The 12,379-nt window shown below is 61.6% G+C and carries 9 protein-coding genes and 2 tRNA genes; 1 reads left to right on the top strand and 10 read right to left on the bottom strand.

The window, feature by feature from the left end:
- Positions 1 to 59: 59 nt before the first annotated feature.
- The 4 genes from FJV80_RS11360 to FJV80_RS11345 form a co-directional block, all read right to left on the bottom strand.
- On the bottom strand, positions 60 to 1,739 hold the full coding sequence (locus FJV80_RS11360; protein WP_142876391.1) for a hypothetical protein: 1,680 nt from the start codon (positions 1,737 to 1,739) through the stop codon (positions 60 to 62).
- Between the two features lie 225 nt (positions 1,740 to 1,964).
- Positions 1,965 to 2,645, bottom strand: coding sequence for an outer membrane protein (locus FJV80_RS11355; RefSeq protein ID WP_179295929.1), 681 nt, complete (start codon positions 2,643 to 2,645; stop codon positions 1,965 to 1,967).
- Positions 2,646 to 3,014: 369 nt separating this feature from the next.
- Positions 3,015 to 3,088, bottom strand: a tRNA-Cys gene (locus tag FJV80_RS11350).
- Positions 3,089 to 3,193: 105 nt separating this feature from the next.
- Entirely contained in the window at positions 3,194 to 3,826 is a 633-nt protein-coding gene (locus FJV80_RS11345) for a hypothetical protein (protein WP_142876390.1), read from the bottom strand.
- A gap of 158 nt (positions 3,827 to 3,984) precedes the next feature.
- Between FJV80_RS11345 and FJV80_RS11340 the strand changes: the two genes are divergently transcribed.
- The gene (locus tag FJV80_RS11340; protein ID WP_246688946.1) at positions 3,985 to 4,440 is read left to right on the top strand and encodes a hypothetical protein; all 456 of its coding nucleotides are present in this window, start codon (positions 3,985 to 3,987) and stop codon (positions 4,438 to 4,440) included.
- A gap of 186 nt (positions 4,441 to 4,626) precedes the next feature.
- Here FJV80_RS11340 and FJV80_RS11335 read toward each other — a convergent pair whose 3' ends face one another.
- The 6 genes from FJV80_RS11335 to FJV80_RS11310 form a co-directional block, all read right to left on the bottom strand.
- Complete coding sequence (locus tag FJV80_RS11335; protein ID WP_095770476.1) at positions 4,627 to 5,007, bottom strand: cupin domain-containing protein; 381 nt, start codon at positions 5,005 to 5,007, stop codon at positions 4,627 to 4,629.
- Positions 5,008 to 5,373: 366 nt separating this feature from the next.
- Complete coding sequence (locus tag FJV80_RS11330) at positions 5,374 to 6,501, bottom strand: ABC transporter permease (protein ID WP_246688945.1); 1,128 nt, start codon at positions 6,499 to 6,501, stop codon at positions 5,374 to 5,376.
- Between the two features lies 1 nt (position 6,502).
- Complete coding sequence (rbbA, locus tag FJV80_RS11325) at positions 6,503 to 9,241, bottom strand: ribosome-associated ATPase/putative transporter RbbA (RefSeq protein WP_142876389.1); 2,739 nt, start codon at positions 9,239 to 9,241, stop codon at positions 6,503 to 6,505.
- Positions 9,225 to 10,349 (bottom strand): HlyD family efflux transporter periplasmic adaptor subunit, encoded by a 1,125-nt coding sequence (locus FJV80_RS11320; RefSeq protein WP_246688944.1) that lies wholly within the window; start codon positions 10,347 to 10,349, stop codon positions 9,225 to 9,227. The genes rbbA and FJV80_RS11320 overlap by 17 nt, the downstream gene beginning before the upstream one ends.
- Before the next feature lie 529 nt (positions 10,350 to 10,878).
- Positions 10,879 to 10,952 (bottom strand) — tRNA-Gln (locus FJV80_RS11315).
- Positions 10,953 to 11,128: 176 nt separating this feature from the next.
- The gene (locus FJV80_RS11310) at positions 11,129 to 12,061 is read right to left on the bottom strand and encodes a lysylphosphatidylglycerol synthase domain-containing protein (protein WP_095770473.1); all 933 of its coding nucleotides are present in this window, start codon (positions 12,059 to 12,061) and stop codon (positions 11,129 to 11,131) included.
- Positions 12,062 to 12,379 lie beyond the last annotated feature (318 nt).

The following is a 12,379-nucleotide window of genomic DNA, read 5'->3' as shown; positions in this document are numbered from 1 at the left end:
GGCGGCTCGGGCTTCCATCGCCTGAAGATCTTCTGAAGAAACATCCTCAGATCGGAATCTCAGTGACAACAACCGCGCTGCACGCTCGTCCGGCACAGGCATGACGAGCTGATCGCCACATCCGCCTTGGCCAGCGCCGTGGCGAGCTTTGCCTGCAGGGCCGGCAACTCCTCGCTCTCGCCACGCCGCCTCAAACATTCAACCAACCCATGCAGCGCCCAGACATTGTCCGGGTGCTGGGCGCAGCGCTGCACCTTGCCGCTGATGCCGAGATCGTCGCGATAGACCCGCTCGGCCTCTTGCATGTGGCCCCGGTCGAGAAGCAAGGCCGCCAGCGCATGGCGGGGAGGGTGCATCCACGCCCATGGCTCGGTGTAGGAGAGGTTGTCATCCAGCTCGACCGCCTGGCGCAAATGGGCGTGGGCCTCCTCGTGTCGGCCCTTGTGGTAGGCAAGCTCACCGTCGAGCAAGGCGACACCGACAGCGAGCGAGGCGCGGGTCGGGTTGCTGAGGAAACGCCGTTCGGCCGGAATGGTCTCCATATGCCGGTGGAACCGGTCGCGCTCGCGCTCGGCTTCCGTGAATTGCCTCAGCGTCGCATGCGCGACGCCCTTGGCGTAATGCTGCATGGCCGCAGTCAGCACATAGAGGCCGGGCTCTTCGACCGCCGGTTCGTCGATGATCTCCTGCCAGCGGCCGAAGCGCACCTGCACGTGCGATTTCATCGCATGGTAGCCCTCCACCGTTTGCGTCAGTTTGGGCCGGTCCAGGATGGCGACCACGTCTCGCGTCACCAGGCTGCGCACCTTGTCGGCGGCCCACAGCGCCGGCCGGTACTGGCCAAGGAACATGCAGGTGAACATCATCAGATGCAGGTCGTGGCAGCAGCCGAGCAGGTAATAGGTCGGCTCGTCCGCATAGGCGAGATAGAGGTCATTGGCGCGGACCGCCTTTTCGCTGGCGATCCTCGCCTTCTCATAGTCGCCGCACAGCACGTAGATATGCCCCGGCATGTGGTTCATGTGCCCGGCATCGGGACACATTTCGCCGAGCCGGTCGGCCGAGCGCAGGCCGCGCTCCGGCATGGTGGACATTTCCAGGAGATGGATGTGCAGGTGCAGGATCGCCGGATGTTGCGCCGCGCCTGCCTCGTCGGCAAGCCGGATCGACCGCTCGCAAACCTCCAGCGCTTCAAGCACGTCCGAATTCGGCGCCGGCTCGCCGGTCTTGAGGTTCCACAGCCGCCGCACCGTGCGCATCATCAGCGCCTCGACCAGCAGCGCCATCACATCATGGTCGTCGGGAAAATCCTGGTAGACCCGCCGCATCGCGGCGGCATAGGCATCATCCCATCGTTCGAATTCCTGCGGGCTGACCTTGTGCGGCTTCTGGAAGCGAGAGGCCAGCGCCTCGATCAATCGCCGTTCGACATCGCTGGCGCCGGCCGCGTGGGCACGCGCAAGCCGGACATGCTGGAAGCAGCGCCTGGTCGCGCTGTTGACCTCGACCTCACCATGTTCCTTCCAGGTCAGATTGTAGAAAGGCCCGGCGGCATAGGCGATGCCCCAATGCACCATCGCGCAGCCGGGATCGGTCTCCAAGGCCTTCTCAAAGCACTTGATGCCTTCCTCATGGTTGAAGCCGTAGCACCAGTTCAGCCCGATATCGAACCAGCGCTGGGTCTCAGTCGAGCGGGTGGAGATCGGGCGGCGATAGGTGCCAAGGTTGAAGCGGTCCATTTCCCGGCTCGTCTGACTCATTGTCTTCGTCAGACAAGCGCAGTCGGTGTGCCCAATGCTTTCTGACCTTCAGCACAATCCAGACTAACTTGCAGTTTGGCTATTTTAACCCGCATATCCGCATCACCCTATATGGCACCACTATATATCGTGGCACCACTGTACGGAACACGCACCGATATTTGGAACTGCTGAGCGGGTGACCTGAAAAACAGGATCTGCAAATCAGAATTTATAGGCGATCCCGATTCGGACCTCGTTGGTCTTGAGGTGTTCGTGCTCTTCCCAACCCGAGTCAGTGTTATCGGTTGCAGTCGTAACCTTGCCGAAATCTGTATAGCGATATTCGGCCTGGCCGACCCAGTTCTTGTTGAAAGCGTAAGCGAGACCCGCGCCGACCGTCCAGCCGGCCTTGATGGTAGACTTGGAATCCGTTGCCGGCCCGTCTTCGAACTTCGTATGAATGTCTCCCAGCGCCAAACCGCCGGTGACATAGGGTAGCCAGTTGTCAAAGGCATAGCCCAGGCGCCCGCGCAACGAACCCTGGGCATCGACATGGGTATTGTCGTCACTTCCGAACGGCCAGTCCGGGTTGTGGCCGACAATTCCGGAGGCCTCGATATCGCCTTCGACGCCGCCGACGATATTGCCCCATTGCATATTGTAGCCGGCAAAAATACCGCCGGTGACCCCACGGAGCCTGAAGCTATCCGAATAATCTGAATCGCCGCTGGCGATGTTCTCGTCCTGGATATGGTCCTTGCCCCACGCGTAACCGATCTGGCCGCCGATATAGGCGCCTGTCCAATCGTACGTGGAAGCGACCGGAAGCTCGTTCACAACATCTGCCGCCATGGCCGAAGTAAGGGTGGCGCCCAAAAATGCTGCTGCCAAAAGGTATTTCATGGCCTGTCCCCGCATGGAGCTATGCCTAATCCTAGCTCTGTGTATCAGTATCACAGGAGTTCCCTCACGGAAGGCAATTGCAGGGTCGAGGCGCACACTTTTCCCAAAGCATGTTGCGACGGCGCAACAAAAGGGTGTTTTGGAGGGGCGTTTGGCCTGTTTCCGAACGATTGTCGCTCCGATCTTCGAGTTCGCGGAGGACCCGCGTCGCCACGGTGAGTCAGCCGCGCCTGGATTCCTTCGCCATCAAGGTGTGCCTCCAAGCATTGCAAACGCCATGGTTGCACCGCCGCTGTTTAAGAGGGGTAGGGCTGGCGTCTCTGACAAAAAAGCCGCCCTGCTTGTGCCAGCGTGGGCGGCTGTTGAAAATGGAGCTCTGAATGGGAATTGAACCCATTACGTCGGTTTTGCAGACCGATGCGTCACCGTACCGCCCTCAGACCGTGCTGGTCTTAAGGCCGCCCCACCAACACGCGTCAACCTGTTCTGTCGGCGTGCCCCTGCGCGGTTTGGGTGACGATACGGGGACTGTAGGTGGCGCGCCGCCCTTAATTGGTCCCGTCGTGCGGCCCTTCGTTTTGCCAGCCGGCCAGCTCCGGCAGGTCGTCGAGCCAACTTTTCTCGCTCATCAAAGTATCTCGGGCCTGCGGTGCGGCCTCCATGGCGTTTCGAATCAGCCAGTCCACCCACTTCCGATAGGCGACCGGATCCAGTTGCGGCGGCAGCACCTTGGCCTTGGCCAGCATGCGTTTGCGGAAACTGGTTTGCCTGCGCAGTTTGGTCGTCGTGAACTTGATGACCTTGCCTTGATAGTCGATCGTCCAGCGATCGCCTCCAAGACTGACAAGGCTGTCGATGGAGAAACCGGCATCGACCGGCCTGTCCCGCCAAGGCAGTTCGACGGCCTTCTTCCTCAACTCGATGGCCCATCGCCTGTAATCGGCCCCGGCACGCTGGGGCGGCAGTACGCCGGCCTGTTCGAGTATCTTCCTTCGGAAGGTCGGTTGCTTCTTGAGCTGGCCGGTCGTGAACTCGACGCGATGCCCACGAAACTCGACATGCCAACGGATCCTTCCGTTGCCGACATATTTCACCAGCCTGTCGATGAGGAATTCGCCATTGGCAAGCGTCACGCAGCCTTGGCTGATGCTTTCGTGAATGAACTCGGTGTCGGTGACCATTATCCGGCCTCGTGCAGAACTTCAGGCAGCTTGGCCATTGGAACGCACCTGCCACCATCAATCTTTTTCACTCGGGAAATATCACCTTCCTCGAGCCGCCTAAAGAGTGACGCGCCGCTTGCTGTCGGCTGCCTCGAACCTTCCATCCTGACAAGAATATGCAAACCGTCGTGTTACAGTCAGATGGTGTCATGTCATCGATCGCATGGCGATCGCAGCAAATGGGAGAGTTCGCCACGTCCAGGATCAACCGCCGCGCCTTGCTTTTCCACTCCGGCAGCGCAGTCGTCGCCTCGACGGTTGCGGCAACCGCACGCGGCACAGGGTCGCCGGGCCAAGACCAGGAACCGTCCGATAGACTGCGAGAGCTGATCGAGGCACACAGGGCGGCATACGCGGCGTTCGGCAAGGCGCTGCACGACTTAGGCGGCGACTCCGACAGGGCCAGCCGGGAGGAGGAGAGGGCGCTGCTCGCCATCTGCGGCCATGCCGCGGTTGAGGAAGGCGATCGCCTGGCCAAGGCCCGATATCTTTTGGAGATAGAGGCGCGCGGCGAACTCGACCTCGCAGAGCATATGCAGGCTGTTCTTCGATCGACCATGTGGAAGGCATGAGGCGACCGGCGTGCAACCATAACAGTATCCGGCAAGGGAGGTTCGCCAAATCCTTCCGTTTTCGAGAAACGAAAGGATTTGTCTTCTGCCTGCGGCCGACGGGCGGAGCTGCAACCATATTCATGTCGGGACAGCAGCCTCGCCGCCCGACGAGAAACCTTTTAGCCAGCAGCCCAGCAGTTTGCCCTACGCCGGCTTGGCGTATTGCTCGGCGCTCATGACCTCGATGCAGACGAAGCGTTCGTTGCCTTCCACCCAGGCGTCGTGGCCGGGCGGGATCGTATAGGACGTACCCTTCGTTAACGTCTTCTGGGTCCCGTCGTTCATCTTGACGGTGATGGTTCCGGAAACGACGTAGCCGACATGCGATACCTGACAGCTATCCGTCTTGACGACCGGCTTCACGCATTCGGACCATTTCCATCCCGGCTCCATGTTGAGCCGCCCGAGCGTAAAGCCTGGAAGCCGCACCACCTCGACACGTGTCTTGTCGGGCGAGCGAACCTCATCCGGGTTGTCGTGAGATTTGGATTCAAGTTTGGTGACATTTATTCCACCATCGGCCATGGCATCCTCCCATACGCGACGCGGAGCCCGATGCTGTCACCTTTTCAATATATTAGCAATTGCTTTTATATATCGCGAAGATCGACCACAGCCGCGCTCACCACCTGAACGGGTGACCTGGAATGGCCTGCATCAGGACATAAAGTTCTGTGTAAGCTGCTGATTGAAATTATGAATAAACTTGGCTGGGGTTCTTGGAAGCTTTTCGAACTTTCTGCCTTGCACCTCCGGCCGAATTGCGCGTGCTCATGGCTGAGATCGGGATATCAGGAGGCGCTATGGGGCAAGCCTGATCAGCACGTCCGCATGTGCCCGTCCCTCAACTGACCTCAACTGAGGAGTATGGCATGGAGACTGCGCGGTTACTCACATCACCATGGCACTGATCTTGCGGAAACGCATGATGGACAGGGCAAAGAATCCGCCGCCGACCAGGCCAACAACGGCAAATTGCGGCCACACGACGTCAAACCCAGCACCGCGATAGAGGATTGCCTGGGCGAAGCTGACGAAATGGGTCGATGGTGACAACTGCATCACCGCCCGCAGGAATGCTGGCATGCTGTCGAGCGGCGTATTGCCACCGGAGAGGATGTTCATCGGCAGGGCGATCAGGATGAACAGGAGCCCTAGCTGCGGCATTGAGCGGGCGACCGTGCCCAGGAAGATACCGATGGCGGTAGCAAAGAACAAATAGAGCATGACGCCTGCCATGAATAGCGGAATGGATCCGACGATCCGAATTCCGAGCAATGTCTCTATCACCAGCCAAAGCGACAGGCCGACCGCGACGGTGATTACCAGGCCGTTCGCCCACACCTTGGCAGCTGCGATCTCGAGAGGCGTAAGCGGCATGATCAGCAGATGCTCCAGGGTGCCGTGTTCACGCTCGCGGATGATTGCAGCGCCCGCAAGTATGATGGCTAGCATGTTGACATTGCCGATGATGGCCATGACGGCATTGAAAAGTTGCGTGGTGAGGTTGGGATTGAAGGCGACGCGGACAGCGAGATTTGCCGGGTCGTATCGTAACGGTTTGGCATGAGCGGCAGAGCGAGCGATTTCGCCGGCGATGATCTGCTGCAGATAACCAGCGCCGATGCCGGCTTGCATCATAGCGGTGGCGTCGACATTGACCTGGATAGCCGGCCGGCGCCCTGCCATGACGTCGCGCTCGAAATAGGGCGGGATGTCGAGGACAAACGTACTGCGGGCGGCGCCCATCAGCTCGTCAACCTTGCCGGCTGCTACCTCGGTTGGACGGCTGAAATAGGGCGGCAGCAGAGCCGTGGCGATCGAGCGCGAGAGGACCGAGTGGTCCTCGTCGACGATAGCGACGGCAGTGTTGTGGATCTCCTGTGCGGGACTCTCAGCCTGCGTATAGACCGCCAACGAGAAGGAGTAGACGACGAAGCCGAAGAGTACGAAATCGCGCGAGAAGCTCCGCAACTCCTTGACGCCGAGCCAGAAGATGTTCGCCATGTGCTGGGTCACGTCACCGCTCCTGCCGGCGGAGGAATGCCAGGCTGATCAAGGTGAGAAGCGGGATGAAGACCGCAAGTGCCAGCAGGTTTCCGGCAAGCTCTTGGAAGCCCAGCGCCTTGGTGAAGGTGCCGACCGAGATGCGCAGGAAATACATCGCCGGGAACGTGTGGGCCATGAAGGCCGGAAAACCCGCCAGGGAGGAGACGGGCGTCAGCATGCCTGAGAACTGCACGGCCGGTAGAGAAGTCATGATGCCGGTGGCGAAGATGGCAGCGATCTGGGTGTTGGTGAAGGTCGAGATCACCAATCCGTACCCGGTCATGGCGGTCACATAGAGGACCGCGCCGACCAGCAGCGCGAGCAGGCTGCCCTTGAGCGGCACGCCGAACAGGAAGATCGCCATGGCAAGCAGACTCAAGAAGCTGACGAAGGCGACCACCACATAGGGGAGTTGCTTGCCGAGCAGGAATTCCAGGCGACGGACCGGCGTTACATAGAGGTTGGTGATCGAGCCGAGCTCCTTCTCGCGCACCACGCCCACGGCCATGAGGATAGCCGGGATGAAGGCAAGCAGCATGGCGATGGTGCCGGGAACCATCGCGTAGATGCTGTCGAAGTCCTGGTTATAGCGGAAGCGCGTCTCGATGCTGGCCGGAGCCGCCGCCGACGGGCCGTTCGGCTGCAGACGCGCCAGATCGGTCAGGTATTGCTGATGTACGCCGCTCACATAGGCCCGCGCTGTCTCGGCTCGGAACGGCATCGCGCCGTCCACCCAGGCGCCAATCTCGGCGGAAGTCCCTCGCCGCACGTCGCGGCCGAAACCGGGTGGCACTTCGATGGCCACCGTCACAATGCCGCTCCTCAGGCGATTTTCCAGGTCGCTGTAGTCGGCGAGCACCGATTTCTCGGTGAAATAAGGCGAGCCGCGGAACTCTTGCAGATAGGTGCGGCTCTCCGGCGTGTTGTCGCGATCTAGCGCCGCGAAGCTCAGTTGGTTGACGTCGGTGTTGATGCCGAGCCCAAACACAATCATGAGGAAGGCCGTGCCGAGGAGTGCGAAGCCGAGCCGGACAGGATCCCGCCACACCTCCAGCGCTTCGCGTAGCGAATAGGCGAGGAGCCGCCCGAGGCTGAAGCCCCGCCGTGGCGTAGCGCGCACCGGGCCAACGGCGGGGCCGACTGCATGGCGGGCCGGCGAGGGCCGGGGCGTTTCTCTTTCACCGGCTTCAAGATAGGCGACGAAGGCGTCCTCGAGATTGGCCGCACTCGTGGCGGTGACCAGTTCGGCAGGCGTTCCGGTGGCCAGCACACGCCCCGCTTGCATGAGCGCGAGACGATCGCAGCGCGCCGCTTCGTTCATGAAATGGGTGGAGACGAAGATGGTGACACCGTGACGGCGCGACAGATCGACGAGAAGTTCCCAGAAGCCGTCACGAGCGAGTGGGTCGACCCCCGAGGTTGGCTCGTCGAGAATAAGGAGTTCCGGCTCATGAACCACTGCGACAGCAAGCGAGAGCCTCTGGCGGATGCCAAGAGGCAACTGCGCTGCCCGCTGATCGATATGGGGTCCTAGGCCGAAGCGCTCGACCAGTTCCGCAATGCGGACTCGCGCCTTGTTGGCGGGCAGGTGGAAGAGCCGTGCGTGCAGGTCGAGGTTCTGCCGCACGGTGAGCTCCGTGTAGAGCGAGAAGGATTGCGACATATATCCGACGCGTCTGCGCAGGCGCATGTCGGTGCCGTCGATCGGTTGCCCGAACAGCCAAGCCGTGCCACTGGATGCTGGCAGCAGCCCGGTCAGCATCTTCATCGTCGTGGTCTTGCCGCAGCCGTTCGAACCGAGGAAGCCGAAAATCTCGCCGCGCTCGATGGTGAAGTTCACGCCGTCAACAGCGACGAAGTCGCTGAAGCGCCGGGTCAGGTTGCGGGCGACTATCGCCGCCTCGCGCTCGCCGGACGGACGCGGTGGGACGGAGAGCGTCCGCCGCCTGGCGCGGACTGCCTCGGGCAGGAGCGCGATGAAGCTTTCTTCCAGGTTAGGCTGTCCTGTGCGCGCCTTCAACTCGGCCGGCGAGCCTATCGCGAGGATGCGGCCGGCATTCATGGCGATGATTTCGTCGAAGCGCTCTGCCTCCTCCATATATGCGGTGGCGACAACTACGCTCATGCCAGGGCGTGCGGCGCGCATGCGCTCGATCAGTTCCCAGAACTGCCTGCGCGACAAAGGGTCGACGCCGGTGGTCGGCTCATCGAGGATGAGGAGATCTGGGTCGTGGACGAGGGCGCAGCAGAGGCCGAGCTTTTGCCGCATGCCGCCGGAGAGCTTCTTGGCCGGACGGTTGGGAAAAGGGGCGAGGCCGGTCGCCTCGAGAAGGGCGTCGATACGTCGATGGCGCTCGAGTGCCGGCTGGCTGAATAGGCGGCCGAAAAAGTCGATGTTCTCCCGCACGCTGAGATCGGGATAAAGATTCTTGCCGAGGCCTTGCGGCATATACGCGATGCGCGGGCAAGCGGCGACGCGGTGGCCGCGGTCCGCCATATCGCCGCCAAGCACCGCCACACAGCCGCTCTGGATGCGCTTTGCACCGGCGATGAGGCCGAGCAGCGTCGATTTCCCGACACCGTCCGGGCCGATCAGCCCGACGAGTGCGCCGGCCGGGAGGGCGAGCGTCACATTGTCAAGCGCCAGTGTCCGGCCATAGCGGTGCGATAGCCCGTCGACGGCTATGACGGGATCATCGGGACTGTTCATCGGTCCGGCCTGCAAGCGAAATCGGCCATTCCGCGCCCGGATCGAGTCGAACATAAGCCAAGCCTGGAAGACCGGAGCCGACCTCTGCCGAGTGGGCGCGCAGATAGTCGGCGTCCACCCGCACGCGGACCCGAAACATCAACTTGTCGCGTTCCGCCTTGGTCTCTACCGCCTTCGGCGTGAATTGTGCTTGGTCGGAGACGAAGACCACCTTGGCCGGGATTGGTGCATCAGGCCTGGCGTCGAGCACCACACGGGCGTCGCTGCCCATCATCGCGCGACCGGCTTCTGCCGTGGGCAAGAAGACATCCATATAGACATAGCCGGTGTCGAGCATGGTCAAGACCTTGCCGCCGGCGCCGATCACCTCGCCGACATTCGCGAGGCGATATTGGATGCGACCAGCGCGCGGCGCGACGAGCGAATTGTCAGCGATGTTGATGTGATAGAGGTCGACATCGTGGTTGGCCGCAGCCAGTGTCTGTTCGGCCTCGCCGACACGCGCGTTGGCTGCCGCAAATGCAGCGTTGGCGGCGTCCATCTGTTGGTGGCGCTGGTCGAGGATCTCGGTCGTCGCATAGCCTTTGTCGGCAAGGTAGATTGCGCGGGCGAGCTGCTGCTCAGCGAGCTTCACCTGTGCCTTCTGCTGCTCGACGCTGGCGCTCGCCTCGTCGAGCATGCGGCTCGCTCCGAGCATCTGTGCCTCGGCCTTGTGGAGCGACGTTTCGAGGTCTTGCGTATCCATCCGAGCGACTACCTGGCCGGCGCGGACGCCGTCGCCCTCGTCGGCAAGGAGCGCGGCGATGCGGCCGCCGAACTTGGCTGCGATGTCGATCTCGTCGGCCTCGACCCGGCCGTTGCCGAAGGCGATGCCTGCTGGAAGTCCAGGCTCGGCATGCTGCCACCAATATCCGCCTGCCGCGGCCGCGGCCGCGGCTAAACCCAGCGCCAACCCAAGCCAAAGCCGGCGGCGCGGTCTCACGGCGGAAGCGACAGGTTGCAGAGAAGTAGGCTCGGGTAAACTCGGCACGAGCATTCGGCTCACCGAACGGTCCTTCGGGGGGATCAACTCGGTACTGCCTGCGTCAATGAAATCGGTGTTTTGCATTCGTCGATCCAATCAGCCAGACTTAACTTCGCCCGAATGCGGCGACCGGACGTTGATCTGTGTCAAAAGTAGTTGGCAGGCGCGCAGACGGTTCTGTCAGCAAGTTACGAATATGAAGGCGGCAAAGCCTAGGAAACGTACCAAAGTGCCAGGAAACCAGCTAAACGGGGCCAGGAAGATTGGGACAAAGCCAATCACATCCAAGTCCAGGGTCTGGCGACGCGGCTTTCGGCCACCAACCTCGAGCACGCAATCATGGGCGCGTCGGGCGGCTTCGATTCCACGAAGGCGCTGATCGTGGCGGCGCGCGCCATGGACTGGTCGGCAGAGCGCATCAAAGGCGTGCTGGCGAAGCACTTCGGCGAACGATCGGCTTCGAGATCGGCATCAAACAGGTTGAGGACCGTATCTGGCTTCGATGATGATGCATGCAGGCTCGAACCACTCCAAACCCGTTCGGGCCAAGAGTGTTACCCATGCCTCCGGTAAAAACCGTAATCCACGTGCCAGGAACGGACCTAAAGATATATGGCTGGGGAACCTGGATTCGAACCAGGACTAACGGAGTCAGAGTCCGTGGGTCTACCGTTAACCTATTCCCCAGCAGGCGCGGTATGAACCGCGCGGGCCGAACGGCTGAGCCGCTTGAGCGCTGCCTTGTAGCCACCAGCGGAAAATAGTCAAGCCTGCTCTGCGGTTCAATCGCTACGTTTTGACAGCTGGGTTTCATACGCTGGGGTTCAGGTGCGCGGGGGCGGGCACAAAATCCAATCCGCGCCTCAGCTCTCCGTCCGGCTGAACTGCGAACGCTCGAAGAACAGCACCACGCCCAGGCCCAGAATCAGCGGGATGATCAGGTAAAACAGCCGGAACACCAGCAGCGCCGCTAGCACGCCGACCGGCTCCATGTCGGAAAGCCCGGTGAGGAACACCACCTCGAACACGCCAAGGCCGCCCGGCGCGTGCGAGATCTGGGCGACCGAGAAGGAGACGAGGAAGACGCCGAGCACGACGAAATAGCCGGGATTGTGCGCCTCGGGCAGGGCGAAGAAGATGATCGCCGCGGCGGCAATCAGTTCGATCGGGCCGATCAGCAATTGCCTGGCGACGATCGGCAGTGCCGGATAGTGCAGTTGGAATCTGGCGATCTTCAACGGGCGCAAATGCAGCCAGCTGCCGAAGATGTAGGCGGCGACGAGGAGCAGCATCGCGATGCCCGCCGCTTCCGACAGGCCATGATGGGCGATGCCAGAGAAGCGATCGATGATCTGAGGCTCGAACACCAGCACGAGGCCGGAGGCGAGAATCGTCGACAGCACGAAGGTGATCCAGCAGATCGCCACCAGCACGCCGACATCCTGACCGGTCAGCCCCCTGGTGCCATAGGCGCGGTAGCGGATGACGGCGCCCGAAAACACCGATCCGCCGATATTGTGCGACAGCGCATAGGTGGTGAAGGAGCAAAGGGTCACGAACAGCCACGACACACGCTTGCCGATATGCAGCAGTGCGATGTGGTCGTAGCCGGCGAGCGCGGCATAGGCGATGACGGAACTCAGCGCCGCCAGCACCCAGCCGCGGGTTGGGATGGCGGCGAGCCCATCCCAGACATCGTCGAGCGAAATGCCGCGCAGTTCATGCCAGAGCAGCAGCAGCGAGAAGATCACCGCGGCGATGCCGACGACCGGCCAGAAATAGCGTTTCCAGTTCATTGCCTGACTGCCATGCGCTGCGTGCCCGCGTCCTTTTCGCTCGATGGTGGGAGGCCGGCTGCCCGGTGACTTCCATTCATTTCAGAAATGCCTCATCGAAGCCGGCTATTCAACCGCGAACACTCGTCGCGCTGGCCGCCGGCAAGATCTGCTCGCACCGAGGCGGCGCAAACGGCGGGGATAACGCATCGGCTTCGACCAGCATTGTCCTCGCCGGCATCCGCGCTACCAGTCCAGCCTTGCCGGTACATTACGCGGTAGCTTAAAAAGGCCGTCCGCGCCCAGCCGGCAAAATTCGGCATGCGGCTCTTGGTGATC

Origin of the sequence: Mesorhizobium sp. WSM4310, from assembly GCF_007003935.1 — a bacterium.
Classification (GTDB): Bacteria; Pseudomonadota; Alphaproteobacteria; order Rhizobiales; family Rhizobiaceae; genus Mesorhizobium.
This window is presented reverse-complemented; position numbering and strand designations above follow the sequence as displayed.

Excerpts from the sequence above, each read along its gene's own strand:
- FJV80_RS11355 (WP_179295929.1), bottom strand. The coding sequence starts at position 2,645 with ATGAAATACCTTTTGGCAGCAGCATTTTTGGGCGCCACCCTTACTTCG.
- rbbA (WP_142876389.1), bottom strand. The coding sequence starts at position 9,241 with ATGAACAGTCCCGATGATCCCGTCATAGCCGTCGACGGGCTATCGCAC.
- FJV80_RS11310 (WP_095770473.1), bottom strand. The coding sequence starts at position 12,061 with ATGAACTGGAAACGCTATTTCTGGCCGGTCGTCGGCATCGCCGCGGTG.
- FJV80_RS11345 (WP_142876390.1), bottom strand. The coding sequence starts at position 3,826 with ATGGTCACCGACACCGAGTTCATTCACGAAAGCATCAGCCAAGGCTGC.
- FJV80_RS11340 (WP_246688946.1), top strand. The coding sequence starts at position 3,985 with ATGCAAACCGTCGTGTTACAGTCAGATGGTGTCATGTCATCGATCGCA.
- FJV80_RS11320 (WP_246688944.1), bottom strand. The coding sequence starts at position 10,349 with ATGCAAAACACCGATTTCATTGACGCAGGCAGTACCGAGTTGATCCCC.
- FJV80_RS11360 (WP_142876391.1), bottom strand. The coding sequence starts at position 1,739 with ATGGACCGCTTCAACCTTGGCACCTATCGCCGCCCGATCTCCACCCGC.
- FJV80_RS11335 (WP_095770476.1), bottom strand. The coding sequence starts at position 5,007 with ATGGCCGATGGTGGAATAAATGTCACCAAACTTGAATCCAAATCTCAC.